Below are 14,222 nucleotides of genomic sequence, written 5' to 3' on the forward strand. Positions count from 1 at the left end.
GCCTCGGCCTTCGGCGCTTCGGGAGCCGGCGGCGGCGCAGCCGCGGCGGCCTGCGCAGCGGCGGCCTTGGCGGCGGCGGCGCGAGCAGCCTCAGCCTCGGCGCGAGCGCGTTCTTCGCCGGCGCGCTGATCAGCGGCCTGGCGGGCTTGATGCTCGCGGGCGAGTTCGATGGCGCGCTGGCGGGCGCGTTGTTCTTCGGCCGACAGGCCCGAGCCGTCGTTGGCCGAACCACCGCCCTGGGCCTGACGCGGCGCGGACGGTTGCGGCGAGAAGGCGCGCTTCTCAGCGGAGGACGGCGCAGCAAGATTGCCCGACGGCGCGGTGTGGGCGCGCTGCCGCTTGGTCTCCACGACCACGGTCTTGGAGCGGCCGTGGCTGAAGCTTTGCTTCACGGTGCCCGCGCTGACCGATCCAGCCCCGCGGGGCTTGAGGGTCAGGGGAGCTCGCCCACCAGGGGTCCGGCCGTTGTCGTTCTCGTCGCTCATGCGCTCGCTTTACATATCGGCCGGGACGGTCCCGACCACGGACATTCCAATAGCTCTAGGCGCGCGAAACCGTCTTAGGTTCCGCCCGCCTCAGAAGGCTTTTCCTCGCGCCAACTCTCGGGAAGGAGCGGGCGGAAGCCAGCCAATCTCCGGACATCCGCAGTCCAGCGACCGGCGCCGCGCCCCGCAAGGAAGGCGGTGTGTATCACATTCTCCGCCCCCAAGGCCAAACCCAATTCCTCGGCGTCGAAGACTCCGCAGACCTGCGGGGGTTTAGGTGACTTGCGGGCCACATTCAGGATCTTGCGTCGGCCATCGGCCGCGCCATCGGCGGCTTCCACCAGCCAGGCGACCTTTCCAGCGGACACGGCCGCGGCGACCTTCTCGAAGCCCGAGATAAGATCGCCGGCCCGTTTCGCAAGACCAAGGCCCTCAAGAAGCCGCCTGTGCAGCAAGGCTTCGACCTGGTCGGCGAGGCCCGCCGGGGCGGTGAGCTTGGCCTTGGCGGCACGGGCGAAAGAGCCCTTCTTGGCGGCCGCCTCGACTGAGGCCCGGTCGGCGGCGACCCAGAGGCCTCGCCCCGGCAGCTTGCGCGCCAGGTCGGGAACCACCTGCCCGTCAGGGCCGGCCACGAAGCGGATGAGCGCAGCCTCTTCCATCACTTGGCCGGAGACGATGTCCCGCCGCTCCCGCGCGGCCTGCGCGAGGGTTTTGGGGGCCGCTCCGGCCGAAATGGTGTCGGACACGTCCACCAGCGACTAGGCCTCCGGGGTTTCGTCGGCGGAAGCTTCGGCCACGGCCACGTCGGCCACGTCGGCCTCTTCGGCCTCGGCGTATTCTTCCTCAGCTTCCGGCTCGGGCTCAGGCTCTGGCGCCTCGACCCAACCCATGGCGATGCGGGCGCGCATGATCATGGCCTCGGCGTCAGGGCCGTCGAGGTTGAAGCTTTCCAGAATGCCCGGCTCGCGCACGCGCTCGCCGTCGCGGCTCTCGAACCAGCCGCGCAGGTCGTCCGGGATCAGGCCGGCGAGGTCCTCGACGGTCTTCACGTCGCCCTCGCCCAGAGCCACGGACATCGGCAGGGTCACGCCCTCGATCTCCAGCAGGCCATCCTCGACGCCCAGCGCCTTGCGCTTGGAGTCGTACTCGGCGGCTTCCTTGTCCAGGAACTCGCGGGCGCGGGTCTGGATCTCGTCGGCGGTGTCCTCATCGAAGCCTTCGATGGCCGCGACTTCAGAAGCGTCGACATAGGCGACGTCCTCGACCGAAGCGAAGCCTTCAGTGACCAGCAGCTGAGCGATGACCTCGTCGACGTCCAGGGCTTCCTGGAACAGGGCGGTGCGCTCGGTGAACTCGCGCTGACGGCGCTCGCTCTCCTGACTTTCGGTCATGATGTCGATCTGCCAGCCGGTCAGCTGGCTGGCGAGGCGGACGTTCTGCCCGCGGCGGCCGATGGCCAGCGACAGCTGTTCGTCCGGCACCACCACTTCGACGCGCTCGTCCTCCTCGTCCATCACCACCTTGGAGACTTCGGCGGGGGCGAGGCCGTTGACGATGAAGGTCGCCTCGTCCGGGCTCCATTGGATGATGTCGATCTTCTCGCCCTGCAGCTCGGCCACCACCGCCTGCACGCGCGAGCCGCGCATGCCGACGCAGGCGCCGACCGGGTCGATCGAAGAGTCGTTGGAGACGACGGCCATCTTGGCGCGCGAACCCGGGTCGCGGGCCACGGCGCGGATCTCGATCACGCCGTCGTAGACTTCCGGCACTTCCTGCGCGAACAGCTTGGCCATGAAGCCGCCGTGGGCGCGGCTCAGCAGGATCTGCGGGCCCTTGGTCTCGCGACGGACGTCGTAGATGTAGCAGCGGATCCGGTCGCCGATGTTGAAGTTCTCACGCGGGATCGACTGATCGCGGCGCATGATGCCTTCGCCGCGGCCCAGATCGACGACGGTGTTGCCGTACTCGACCCGCTTGACCACGCCATTGACGATCTCGCCCACGCGGTCCTTGAACTCTTCGTGCTGACGCTCGCGCTCGGCCTCGCGGACCTTGCCGGTCACCACCTGGCGGGCCATCTGGGTCTGGACACGGCCGAATTCGAACGGCGGGAGGACCTCCTCGTAGATCTTGCCGACGAAGGCGTCCTTGTCGGTGCGCAGGGCGTCGGCCAGGCGACGAACGCCGACCGGCTCCTCGGGGACGCCGTCCTCGTTCTCGTAAGTCGCCTCGTCGTCGATGACGGTGATCACCCGCTTGACGGTGGTCTCGCCGGTCTTCGGGTCGATGCGGACGCGGATGTCGTGCTCGGCGCCGTAGCGCGAGCGGGCGCCCTTCTGGATCGCTTCCTCGATCGCCTCGATGACGATCTCCTTGTCGATCGACTTCTCCCGGGCCACGGCCTCGGCGATCTGCAACAGCTCAAGCCGGTTGGCTGAAATGCCGGTCAGGCTCATCGGTTTGCGTCCTCTTACTCGGGTGTGTCTTGATCGGCCTCAGCGCCCAGGCGGGTGGCGCGCTCTTCAGCGCCCCGCTTCATCAGCGCGTCGGTCAGGATGAGTTTGGCGTCCACGATCCATTCGAACGGGACCATGGCCGTCGAGTCTTCGCCTTCGAGGTCGATGCCGATGGCGTCGCCTTCGACGCCGGCCAGCACGCCGCGGAAGCGCTTGCGGCCCTCGGCGACGCGGTCGAGCTCGATCCGCGCCTCGTGGCCTTCGTAGTTCGTGAAGTCCTTCAGCCGGGTCAGCGGCCGGTCGACGCCGGGGGACGAGACCTCCAGCGTGTACTCGCCGGCGATCGGGTCGGCGGCGTCCATGATCTCGGAAATGGCGCGCGAGAGGCGGGCGCAGTCTTCGACCACCATGTCGCCTTCCGGCGTCTCAGCCATGATCTGCAGGCGGCGGGTTTCCTCGCCACCCATCAGGCGCAGGCGCACGATCTCATAGCCCGCAGCCTCCGCGACGGGGTCGAGGAGCTCCAGGAGCCGATGGTCTTCAGCGGTCTTGCCACGCATAAGCTTGGCTGCTCTCCGGCAACAAAAAAGCGGCCGGGCCGAAGCCTGCCGCTCGTATGCGCTATCCAGCGCTAACGGACGATGTGAAGCCTTTATAGCGTGCGACCGCGGGTTTGTCAGCCCCTGGCTTCCGGCGCCTTTCTGCACGGAAACCGCGAAACCTGTCGGTTGGAGGCGCGCCGCCTCTTTCCTGCGTGCTCCGAATAGTTCACAGACGGCGCCCTCTACTCCCTGCGTCTTCAAGGTCCTCCTCCCCATGGACATCTCCAAGATCCCCACCGGCGTGAACCCGCCCTACGACGTCAACGCGATCATCGAGATCCCGCAGGGCGGCGAGCCGGTGAAGTACGAACTCGACAAAGACAGCGGCGCCATCATGGTCGACCGCTTCCTGCATACCGCCATGTATTACCCCGGGAATTACGGCTTCATCCCGCACACCCTGTCGGACGACGGCGACCCGATGGACGTGCTGGTGGTCGGCCCGGTCCCGGTCGTTCCGGGCGCCGTGATCCGGGTTCGGCCTATCGGCACTCTGATGATGGTCGACGAAGCCGGCGGCGACGAAAAGATCCTGGCCGTGCCGGTCGACAAGCTTCACCCGTTCTACGCCGGGGTCGATTCCTGGCGCGGCCTGCCGGCCATCCTGACCGAGCAGATCGCCCACTTCTTCCAGCATTACAAAGACCTGGAGAAGGGCAAGAGCGTCGAGATCGTCCGCTGGGCCGATCCGGAAGAGACCGGCGAACTGATCCGCCAGGGCATCGAGCGCGCCAAGGCCGCTGGCAAGGGCCAGCCCGGAACGTAACGATAGGGGTCGTCGCCGGCAGGTTTTGGCGACGACCTTCCAACTACCTTCTGATGAAGTCGAAGAACACCGGCTCGCAGTCGCCCAGGCGCTTCTCCTCGTAGCGCGTGGTGATGTGATCGGCCGGCGGCGTGCGCCAGTCGTCGGCGCGCCCGGCCTGCCAGTCGAAGTGCGGCGAAGCGATGATCCGCTCCAGCGCCCAGTCGGCATAGCCCGCGACGTCGGTGGCGAACCGCAGCCGCCCGCCCGGCTTCAGCACCCGGGCCAGCTCGGCGACCATGTCGGCCTGTACGATCCGGCGCTTGTGGTGCCGCGCCTTGGGCCAGGGATCCGGAAACAGGATGAACACCCGGTCGAGGCAGCCGTCCGGCAGCCGCGACACCAGCTCGCGCGCGTCGCCGTCGAGAATGCGGACGTTCTTCAGCTCCTGCTCGGCCACATGGCGCACGGCGCTGGCCACGCCGTTGAGGAACGGCTCGCAGCCGACGATCAGCACCTCCGGCGCACGGGCCGCCTGGCTGGCCATGTGCTCGCCGCCGCCGAAGCCGATCTCGAGCCAGGCCTCGGCCGAGCCGGCCAACAGCTGGCGCGGGTCGAACGGGCCCTCGGGCGGACGAAGCTGCGGCAGCAGGGTTTCGACCAGGGCGGCCTGACGCGGCTTGATCGGTCGCGACTTGATCCGGCCGTAGGAGCGGAGCAGCGGGTGGGTGGTGTCTTCCATCGCCGCCCTCTAACCCGGCTGCGCCGCCGAGTGAATGGCGCGTTTCCGGCCAAACTCGCACAAGTCGATCTGTCGCAACCTTGGGGCTAGCCGAAGCTTAACCTTGAGGGCATCGTCCTGGCTTTGGCGGCCGACTTTGGATCCGGTCGCTTCGGGGGCGGTCACATGGGTCGGATCTGGGACGCCATCCAGTACTTCTTTACGTCCAACAGCTTGAACCCGCACGGCATATGCCTGCTATGGCGGCCGGAACTCATCTGGACCCACGCGGTCTCCGACATCCTCATCGGCCTGGCCTACTTCTCGATCCCGCTGGCCCTGGCGGTGCTCATCTACCGGCGGCCGGAAGTGAAGTTCGGCTGGGTGGTCTGGATGTTCGTGGCCTTCATCATGCTGTGCGGAGTGACGCACTTCATGGCGGTCTGGACGTTGTGGAACGCCGACTACGGCATCGAGGCGCTGCTGAAGGCGGCCACGGCGGTGGTCTCGCTCTGGACCGCCATCGCGCTCTGGCCGCTGCTGCCGAAGGTGGTCGCCCTGCCCTCGGCCCAGACCCTGGAGGCGCGGATCGCCGAGCGGGACGAAGCCCTGGCCGAACTGCGCCGGGCCATGGCCACAATGGTCGAGATGCGCGAGCACGAGACCCGCCAGAAGCTGCTGCTGGACGAGTTGAACCACCGGGTGAAAAACACCCTGGCCTCGGTGCAATCGATCGCCAGCCAGACCATGCGTCACACCGGCGACATGCGGCAGTTCGAGGCCGCCTTCACCGAGCGGCTGATGGCCCTGTCGTCGACCCACGACCTGCTGGTCAAGCGGCAGTGGGCGGAGGCTTCGCTGCGCGAACTGGTCGAGGCCACGCTCGGGCACTACGGCCGGAGGTTCACCTTTTCCGGCGTGGACCTGCAGCTGCACTCGAGCTTTGCGGTGACGCTCGGCATGGCGCTGCACGAACTGGCCACCAATGCGGTCAAGTACGGCGCCTGGGCGTCTGGCGGCGACGTGGCGATCGAAGTGTCGGTGGAGGACGCCGGGCGTACGGCTCGCATCGTCTGGCGCGAGACCGGCGGAAGCCAATTGGCGGCGCCGGCGCGGACAGGCTTCGGCACGCGGCTGCTGGAGCGCGGCGTGGCCGGGGAGCTTGGGGGTTCGGTGAACATGGACTACCGGCCGCGGGGACTGGTCTGCACCATCCTCGCGCCGGTTTCCGCCAAGATCGCGCCGGAGCGCGAGGTGGCCTGAGCGGGAGACCCGCCCAGGCCGGCAAGCCTTAGGCAATGCCCTTGAGTTGTTCGACCAGGTCGGTCTTCTCCCAGGAGAAGCCGCCCTCGTTGTCGGGCGTGCGGCCGAAGTGGCCGTAGGCCGCTGTGCGGGCGTAGATCGGACGGTTGAGGCCGAGGTGCTCGCGGATGGCGCGCGGCGTGGCGCCGCCGATCATCTGCGGCAGGGCCAGTTCGAGCTTGGCCGGATCGACCTGGCCGGTGCCGTGCAGGTCAACGTAGAAGCTCAGCGGATCGGCCACGCCGATCGCGTAGCTGATCTGGATGGTGCACTTGCGGGCCAGGCCGGCGGCGACGACGTTCTTGGCCAGGTAGCGGCAGGCATAGGCGGCCGAACGGTCGACCTTGGTTGGGTCCTTGCCGGAGAACGCGCCGCCGCCATGCGGGGCCGCGCCGCCGTAGGTGTCGACGATGATCTTACGACCGGTGAGGCCGGCGTCGCCGTCCGGACCGCCGATCAGGAAGCGGCCGGTCGGGTTGACGTGCCACTTGGTCTTCTTGGTGACCAGGCCCGAGGGCAGCACGCTTTCGACATACGGCTTGATGGCAGCGGCCAGGCGCTTGGAATTGACGGTCTGGTCGCCGATCTTCTTCTTGTGCTGGGTCGAGACGACGATCTTCAGGACCTCGACCGGACGGCCGTCCTGATAGAGCAGCGTGACCTGGCTCTTGGCGTCGGGCTCAAGGAAGTCGGCCTCGCCCGAATGGCGCACTTCGGCCAGCTTGCGCAGGATGTCGTGCGAGAACTGCAGGGTGGCCGGCATCAGCGACGGGGTCTCGTCGCTGGCGTATCCGAACATGATCCCCTGGTCGCCTGCGCCCTCTTCCTTCTTCTCGGTCGAGTCGACGCCGACGGCGATGTCGGCGGATTGGGCGTGCAAGAAGTTGGCGAACTTGGCCTTTTCCCAGTGGAAGCCCTTCTGGGCGTAGCCGATGTCTTTGATGGCCGCGCGGACCTTGGGCTCCAGGCTGGCCAGGATGTCCTTGGTCAGAGCCTTGTTCTCGGCCTTCGAGGCGCCCGGCTTGCTGGCGCGGACTTCACCGGCCAGCACGATGCGGTTGGTGGTGACCAGCGTTTCACAGGCCACCCGGGCCTCGGGCTCCACCGACAGGAAGGCGTCGACGACCGTATCGGAAATGCGATCGGCGACCTTGTCCGGATGGCCTTCGGACACGCTTTCGCTGGTGAAGATGTAAGAGGAACGGCTCAAGTGTTAGCTCCGGTAATCGGGCAGGCCGCCGCGCAGCGCGCGCGGGCCCCATTTTTGACGTCGGCAAAACCTATAAAGAAATCTTTATATCCCGCAAGCGGCGTCAGAGGGCGACGAGGGCGCGACAGCGCCAAGCGGAAGCCGGTCGAAGCGGCCGTCGCGGTTTAAGTTATTGAAAAAATACCACTTTTCGAGTATCCGGGTAATCCACCCGAATCGAAGGGGTTTGGCCGATCGCGGCGATCAGTCGTCGTCCTCGATCATCGCCCGGACCAAGTCGAGAATCCGGCGCCGCAGGCGGGGCGGATGGATCTTCGGGAAGGCGCTGGCCAGCTCGACGCCCTCGGGCGTCAGCAGGAAGGCCTGCAGGTGGGCCTGACCGCCCGGTTCGTCGCCGACCGACGCGGTGGCGGTGTCGGCGAGGCCCTCGAAGAAGTAGGCGGTGGAGGTTTCCAGCGCCCTGGCCATTTCATAGAGCTTCGAGGCCGAGACGCGGTTGGCCGCGCGCTCGTACTTCTGGACCTGCTGGAAGGTCAGCCCAATCGCTTCGGCCAGGCGCTCCTGGCTGACGCCAAGCTCCTTGCGCCGCAGTCGAATTCTCAGCCCAACGTGGATGTCGATGGGGTTTGGTGCAGTGTCGAGGTCCTTGACCATGGGCTCACCCTAACCGAGCCTCGACCGACGCGTCAAAAAAGCTGACCAATCGTCAATACCGCTCACTACGCCGACGAGAATGCCGAAGTCCGATAATGACCAGTGAAACAAGCAACATAATGGCGAAGGCCGTTTCACCGGCGTCATAGTAGGCGGTCTTCGCCCGGGCCGGAGGCAGCCGCGCGTCGATGGCGCCGGCCACGCCGAGACCCAGCTTCGCCCCGGGGGCGATTCGTCCTTGGGCGTCGATCACGGCCGAGACCCCGGTGGGCGTCGCGCGGACGATCGGCAGGCCGGTTTCGATGGCGCGGTAGCTGGCGATATTGAGGTGCTGCCAGGGCCCGCTGGTCGCCCCGAACCAAGCGTCGTTGGAGACATTGAGCAGCCATTGCGGACGCTGGCCGGCGCGGGCGGCGGCGTTCTCCACGAAGCGCGGGAACAGGGCCTCGTAGCAGATCAGCGGCTGCACCGGCGGCAGGCCCTTGGCGATCATCGGTCGCGGGTCCGGACCAGCGGTGAAGTCCTCGGGCATGTGTACCAGGCTGCGGATCCCGAGCTTGGTCGCCAGGTCGCCGAACGGCAGGAACTCGCCGAACGGCACCAGCCGGTGCTTGTCGTAGATGCCGGTGATCTCCAGCCCGGCCTCGTTGTGGCGCAGGGCGATCAGGCTGTTGAAGTAGTCGATGCCGCCGGCCTCGCCGAAGCCGGCGCGATTGGCGCCCAGCAGCAGGGTCTGGCCCGGCGCGATGGCCGCGGTGATCCTGGCCACATAGGGGCTGCCCGGGGCCAGCAGGTTGTCGATCACCGCCGGCAGGGCGCCCTCGGGCCAGACCAGAATCTGCGGGGTCGGCTGGCCGGGCTTGCCGCGCGACAAGGCCGTATAGGTGTCGACGATGGCGTCGAGGTTCTCTGGCCGCCACTTTTCCTTCTGGTCGATATTGGCCTGGACGATGCGGACCAGCGGCGCGTCCGCCGCCACGGCCGGCGCAGCGGCCAACCGCGCGGCGCCGAAGCCGAACAGCGCGGCGACGACCAGGGCGGCCAAGATCGGCGGGGTGAACCGGCGCAGGCGCCCGGTCGTGTCGAGCAGGGTCGCGGCGGCTGCGCCGATGGCGATGGTCAGCCAGGAGAGGCCGTATGAACCGATGACGGAAGCGAACTGCGAGACCGCGCCGCCGGCTCGCCAGGTCTCGCCCGGGAGGTTCCAGGGGAAGCCCGTGAAGATGTGGCCGCGGACCCACTCGAGCAGCGCCAAGCAGCCGGCGAAGACCAGCACCCGGCCTGGGCCGGACACGTCCGCCAGCCGATAGAGCAGCGCGGCCAGGCCCCAGAACAGGGCCAGGCCGCCGGACATCAGCAGCAGGGCGAAGGGCGCCATCCAGCCGTGGGCGGCGGCGTCCACCAGGAACGCCTCGGTGATCCACCAGACGCTGACCGAGAAATAGCCGACCCCGGCCAGCCAGCCGCGGAAGAAGGCCGAACGCCGTGGGCGCGACCCGGTCGTCTCGGCCATCAGCATCATCAGCCCATAGCCGAGCAGCCCCGGCAGCAAGCCGAACGGGGGGTGGGCCAGACCAGCCGCCAGGCCGGCGGCCAGCGCCAGAAGGCGAGCGAGCCAGGGGGACGGCGGCTTCAGGTCAGGCCTCTTCGTCAGCCGCGGCCTTGGCCGGGGAGAAGCGCACGCGCTTGACCCGGCGGGCGTCTGAATCGAGCACCTGGATTTCGTAGCCGCCAGGGTGGGAGATCACTTCGCCGCGCTGCGGCACCCGGCCGGCCAGGGCCGAAACCAGGCCGCCGACGGTGTCGATGTCCTCGTCCAGCTCGCCGGGGGCAAGGTCTTCGCCGATGGCGGCCTCGAGCTTCTCCAGCGGAGCGCGGGCGTCGACCTCGTAGACGCCGCCCGGCCGCGGGGTGACCGCCGCGACGGCCGCTTCGTCATGTTCGTCGTCGATCTCGCCCACCACCGCCTCGACGAGGTCTTCCATGGTCACGAGGCCGTCGGTGCCGCCGAACTCGTCGATCACCAGAGCCATGTGGGTGCGCTCGGCCTGCATGCGCAGCAGCAGATCGGCGGCCCGCATGGAGCCGGGCACGTAGAGCGCGTCTCGGCGCAGCTTCTGAAGGATGAGATCGCTGGGGCCCGGTCGGCGTCCGCGGCCGGCCAGCAGCTTGAAGATGTCCTTGACGTGGATGACCCCCACCGGATCGTCCAGCGTCTCGCGGAAGATCGGCATCCGGCTGTGTTCGGACTCGGCGAACCGCTCGACCACCTCGGCGAACGGCGTGGACAGCTCGACGGCGACGATGTCGACGCGCGGCGTCATCACATCGGCGACCCGCATGGTCTGGAAGGCTTCAGCCTGTTCGACCAGACCGCTGACCCGGCCGGCCGAAGCCTGCGCGGTGGAATGGCCCTCGCCCCCGCCCGCGCGGCGCAGTCTGCGAAAGAACGCCCGAATCCCGCGGCTGCGCCTGGGGGGTTCGGGCGGACTGGATATCCCATCCGAAGAGCTAGCCATGGTCTCCTTGCCAGTCGGGCGCCGGCTTCGATAAGCCGCCGCCGACCCGTGATTTCGTCAAGCCGCATAGGGGTCGGGAACCCCCAGTCCGGCCAGGATTACGCGCTCAAGGCCTTCCATCTGTTCGGCCTCGGCGTCGGTCTCGTGGTCGTATCCTACAAGATGCAGCACGCCATGCGCCACCAGGTGCTGGAGGTGGTGGGTCAGCGGCTTGCCCTGTTCGGCGGCTTCCTTCGCGCACACGCCGTAGGCCAGGGCGATGTCGCCCAGGTGGCCCTCGGGGTTCTGTACGGCGGGAAACGACAGGACGTTGGTCGCGTAGTCCTTGCCCCGAAAACGGGCGTTGAGCTCGCGCACGCTCTGATCGTCGGTCAGCAGCACGGTGACCGCGCCGCCGTCGAAGTCGATCTGCGCCAGGGTGGCGAGCACGGCGTCTTCGGCAAGGCCCTCGGCGTCGGGCGCCCCCGTGGTCCAGGCCTCGTCCTCGATCTCGATATCGATCAAATCGCCCGCCCGCTCTTGGCCGCATCGGCATCGTAGGCGCGGACAATACGCTCAACCATCGGATGACGCACGATATCGTCTGCGGAGAAGCGGTTGACCCCAACGCCCTTGACCCCCTCCAGCAGCCCGACCGCATGGGCCAGGCCGGAGTCGGAGGCGTTGACCAGGTCGATCTGGCTGGGGTCGCCGGTGACGGCCATGCGCGAGCCCTCGCCGATCCGGGTCAGCACCATCTTCATCTGCAGGCGCGTGGTGTTCTGGGCCTCGTCGACGATGACGAAGGCGTGGCTGAGGGTGCGGCCGCGCAGGAAGGCGATGGGCGCGACCTCGATCTCGCCCTTCTCGCGCCGGCGGCGGAACTGTTCTGCGCCGAGGATGTCGGTGAGCGCCTCCCAGACCGGGGCCATGTAGGGGTCGACCTTCTCGTTCATGTCGCCCGGCAGAAAGCCGAGCCGCTCGCCGGCCTCGACGGCGGGGCGGCTGACGATCAGGCGATCGACTTCGCCGCGCAGCAGCAGGCCCGCGCCGTGGGCCACGGCCAGGAAGGTCTTGCCGGTGCCGGCCGGGCCGAGCCCGAAGACCAGCTCGCAGCTGTTGAGGGCGTCGAGATAGCGCGCCTGGCCAGGGGTGCGCGGCGCGACCTGGCCACGGCGGCCGGCGGGCAGGCCGGCCGGCGACTTGCCGGTCCCGGCGCGGCCGGCGCCGATCGCAACGCGGACGTCGGCCTCGCTGACCTCGCGGCCGGAGTCGGCCATGGCGGCCAGGGCCGACACGACCTGCTTGGCCCCGGCGCGGGACTTGGCGTCGCCGTCGATGGAGACGCCGCCGCCCGGGGTCTCGATCAGGACATTGAAGGCGTCTTCGATCAGGGCCGCATGGCGGCTCGCGGCGCCGGCCACCGCGCGGGCGGCGACGTCGGAAAGCGGGATGTACTCAGGCCGGCTCACGCGGTCTCCAGCTGCACGACGCCCGACAGGCTCATCTTGTGGGCGGCCTCGATGCGGACGGGAACGATCTGGCCGATCAGACGATCCGGACCCTCGGCGTGGACCGCCTGCAGATAGGGACTGCGGCCGGAAAGCTGGCCGGGATGGCGGCCGGGCTTTTCGAACAGCACCGGCAGCACCTTGCCGACCTGGGCGGCGTTGAAGGCTCGCTGCTGCTCGTCGATCAGGGCGTTGAGGCGGGCGAGGCGCTCGTCCTTGACCTCCTCGGCCACCTGGCCCGGCAGGGCGGCGGCCGGCGTGCCGGGGCGGCGCGAGTACTTGAAGGTGAATGAGGCGGCGTAGCCGACCTGGCGGACCAGTTCGAGCGTCGCCTCGAAGTCGGCGTCGCGCTCGCCGGGGAAGCCGACGATGAAGTCGCCGGACATGGCGATGTCGGGTCGCGCGGCGCGGATCTTCTCGACCAGCCGCAGGTAGCTCTCGGCGGTGTGGGCGCGGTTCATCGCCTTGAGGATCTTGTCGGAGCCGGCCTGCACCGGCAGGTGCAGATAGGGCATCAGCTGCGGCAGCTCGGCGTGGGCCTCGATCAGCGCATCGTCCATGTCGGCCGGATGGCTGGTGGTGTAGCGGATGCGGTCCAGGCCCTCGATCTGCGCCAGCTGGCGGGCCAGGCCGGCCAAACCGCCCTCCCCGGCATAGGCGTTGACGTTCTGACCCAGCAGGGTGACCTCGCGCACGCCCTTGGCGGCCAGGTCTCGGGCCTCGGCCAGGACGGTGTCGACCGGGCGCGACCACTCGCCGCCCCGGGTGTAGGGCACCACGCAGAAGGTGCAGAACTTGTCGCAGCCCTCCTGGACGGTGAGGAAGGCGGTCACCCCCTCGGGATTGCGCTCGACCGGCAGGGCGTCGAACTTCTCGTCGGCGGCGAAATCGGCGGCCAGGCGCTCGCCGCGGGCCCGGTGAGCGCGGGCGATCAGCTCGGGCAGCTGGTGGTAGGCCTGGGGCCCGACCACCAGGTCGACGGCCGGCTGGCGCAGCATGATCTGCTCGCCCTCGGCCTGGGCGACGCAGCCGGCCACGGCGATGGTCATCTTGGCCCCGGCCGCGGCCCGGGCCTGCTTCATCAGCTTGATCTGGCCGAGTTCGGAATAGACCTTCTCGGTGGCCTTCTCGCGGATGTGGCAGGTGTTGAGCACCACCAGGTCGGCGTCTTCCGGCGTCGAGGTGACGCCATAGCCCAGCGGCGCAAGGACATCGGCCATGCGCTCGCTGTCATAGACGTTCATCTGACAGCCGTAGGTCTTGATGAAGAGGCGCTTGGTCGGCGCTTGGCTGGACATGCGGGCGTTATGGGGTTGCGAGCGGCCCCACGCAAGTTTTCGGCCCACGCGGCGCGGCGATCACTCCTCGATCAGCGGGACGCCGTAGAGCTCCAACCGGTGGTCCACCAGCTTGTAGCCGAGCTTGCGGGCGATCGCTTCCTGCAGGGCTTCGATCTCCTCGTCCACAAACTCGACCACCTTGCCGGACTTCATGTCGATCAGGTGGTCGTGGTGGACCTCGGTGGCTTCCTCGTAGCGCGAGCGACCGTCGCGGAAGTCGTGGCGGGCGATGATGCCGGCTTCCTCGAACAGCCGGACGGTGCGGTAGACCGTGGCGATGGAGATGTGCGGGTCCACCTCGTGGGAACGGCGGTAGAGCTCTTCCACATCAGGATGGTCATGGGCGGCCGACAGCACGCGCGCGATCACGCGGCGCTGTTCGGTCATGCGCATGCCCTTTTCGATGCAGAGGCTTTCGATGCGATCCACGAACAGTCTCCTCGGAAAGCGAACACTCGGCGCGCAGGATAGGGCGACTAGACCTCGCGGCCAAGGTCGAGACGCATGACAAGCGCATCGGCGGCGCCGGCCAGGCCGCGATGGTAGTAGCCGCGCCGCACGCCGGCCCGGCTGAAGCCCGCCGCCTCATAGAGCCCGATGGCCGGGACGTTGTCGTCGGCGACCTCCAGGAACATGGCCTGGGCGCCGGCCAGGCGCGCGGCGCCGGCGGCGGCGTCGACCAGCGCGCGGGCCAGACC

General features: G+C 68.4%; 16 protein-coding genes. 2 read left to right on the forward strand and 14 right to left on the reverse strand.

All coding sequences use genetic code 11. From position 1 onward, the window contains the following. From AC1DQJ_RS20545 to rimP, 4 genes are all read right to left on the reverse strand, one after another. Window positions 1–485, reverse strand: a 485-nt coding sequence (locus AC1DQJ_RS20545; protein WP_477606778.1) for an IF-2-associated domain-containing protein, incomplete at its 3' end; no start/stop codon positions are given. Window positions 486–559: 74 nt separating this feature from the next. Further along, complete coding sequence (locus AC1DQJ_RS20550) at window positions 560–1,237, reverse strand: RNA-binding protein (protein WP_477606779.1); 678 nt, start codon at window positions 1,235–1,237, stop codon at window positions 560–562. Window positions 1,238–1,243: 6 nt separating this feature from the next. Further along, window positions 1,244–2,941, reverse strand: a complete 1,698-nt coding sequence (nusA, locus tag AC1DQJ_RS20555; RefSeq protein ID WP_477606781.1) for a transcription termination factor NusA — start codon at window positions 2,939–2,941, stop codon at window positions 1,244–1,246. A gap of 14 nt (window positions 2,942–2,955) precedes the next feature. Beyond that, complete coding sequence (gene rimP, locus AC1DQJ_RS20560; protein ID WP_477606783.1) at window positions 2,956–3,501, reverse strand: ribosome maturation factor RimP; 546 nt, start codon at window positions 3,499–3,501, stop codon at window positions 2,956–2,958. 256 nt (window positions 3,502–3,757) lie between these two features. Between rimP and ppa the strand changes: the two genes are divergently transcribed. Continuing rightward, window positions 3,758–4,309: an inorganic diphosphatase gene (gene ppa / locus AC1DQJ_RS20565; protein WP_477606785.1), complete on the forward strand. Its 552-nt coding sequence runs from the start codon at window positions 3,758–3,760 to the stop codon at window positions 4,307–4,309. Between the two features lie 43 nt (window positions 4,310–4,352). On the opposite strand, the gene trmB is transcribed toward ppa, so the two are convergent. Then, window positions 4,353–5,030, reverse strand: coding sequence for a tRNA (guanosine(46)-N7)-methyltransferase TrmB (gene trmB / locus AC1DQJ_RS20570; RefSeq protein WP_477606787.1), 678 nt, complete (start codon window positions 5,028–5,030; stop codon window positions 4,353–4,355). A gap of 165 nt (window positions 5,031–5,195) precedes the next feature. Between trmB and AC1DQJ_RS20575 the strand changes: the two genes are divergently transcribed. Then, a complete protein-coding gene (locus AC1DQJ_RS20575; RefSeq protein WP_477606789.1) occupies window positions 5,196–6,272 on the forward strand; it encodes a sensor histidine kinase in 1,077 nt (358 codons plus the stop codon). A gap of 28 nt (window positions 6,273–6,300) precedes the next feature. On the opposite strand, the gene metK is transcribed toward AC1DQJ_RS20575, so the two are convergent. The 9 genes from metK to AC1DQJ_RS20620 all read right to left on the reverse strand — a co-directional run. Next, window positions 6,301–7,521, reverse strand: coding sequence for a methionine adenosyltransferase (gene metK / locus AC1DQJ_RS20580; protein WP_477606791.1), 1,221 nt, complete (start codon window positions 7,519–7,521; stop codon window positions 6,301–6,303). A 243-nt stretch (window positions 7,522–7,764) separates the two neighbouring features. Continuing rightward, window positions 7,765–8,175: a helix-turn-helix domain-containing protein gene (locus AC1DQJ_RS20585; protein WP_477606793.1), complete on the reverse strand. Its 411-nt coding sequence runs from the start codon at window positions 8,173–8,175 to the stop codon at window positions 7,765–7,767. Window positions 8,176–8,227: 52 nt separating this feature from the next. Further along, window positions 8,228–9,829 carry an apolipoprotein N-acyltransferase gene (gene lnt, locus AC1DQJ_RS20590; RefSeq protein WP_477606806.1) on the reverse strand — a complete coding sequence of 534 codons (1,602 nt, stop codon included), beginning with the start codon at window positions 9,827–9,829 and terminating at the stop codon, window positions 8,228–8,230. Further along, on the reverse strand, window positions 9,813–10,694 hold the full coding sequence (locus AC1DQJ_RS20595; RefSeq protein ID WP_477606795.1) for a hemolysin family protein: 882 nt from the start codon (window positions 10,692–10,694) through the stop codon (window positions 9,813–9,815). Before AC1DQJ_RS20595 ends, lnt begins: the two co-directional genes overlap by 17 nt. A gap of 57 nt (window positions 10,695–10,751) precedes the next feature. Then, window positions 10,752–11,198, reverse strand: a complete 447-nt coding sequence (gene ybeY, locus AC1DQJ_RS20600; RefSeq protein ID WP_477606797.1) for an rRNA maturation RNase YbeY — start codon at window positions 11,196–11,198, stop codon at window positions 10,752–10,754. Continuing rightward, window positions 11,195–12,145, reverse strand: a complete 951-nt coding sequence (locus tag AC1DQJ_RS20605; protein WP_477606799.1) for a PhoH family protein — start codon at window positions 12,143–12,145, stop codon at window positions 11,195–11,197. The genes ybeY and AC1DQJ_RS20605 overlap by 4 nt, the downstream gene beginning before the upstream one ends. Further along, window positions 12,142–13,482 (reverse strand): tRNA (N6-isopentenyl adenosine(37)-C2)-methylthiotransferase MiaB, encoded by a 1,341-nt coding sequence (gene miaB / locus AC1DQJ_RS20610; protein WP_477606800.1) that lies wholly within the window; start codon window positions 13,480–13,482, stop codon window positions 12,142–12,144. The genes AC1DQJ_RS20605 and miaB overlap by 4 nt, the downstream gene beginning before the upstream one ends. 60 nt (window positions 13,483–13,542) lie before the next feature. After that, a complete protein-coding gene (locus tag AC1DQJ_RS20615) occupies window positions 13,543–13,953 on the reverse strand; it encodes a Fur family transcriptional regulator (RefSeq protein ID WP_477606802.1) in 411 nt (136 codons plus the stop codon). Between the two features lie 47 nt (window positions 13,954–14,000). Continuing rightward, window positions 14,001–14,222 (reverse strand): GNAT family N-acetyltransferase (locus AC1DQJ_RS20620; RefSeq protein ID WP_477606804.1); only part of this gene is annotated, 222 nt, incomplete at its 5' end.

The organism is Phenylobacterium sp. P4_E10 (assembly GCF_056401675.1).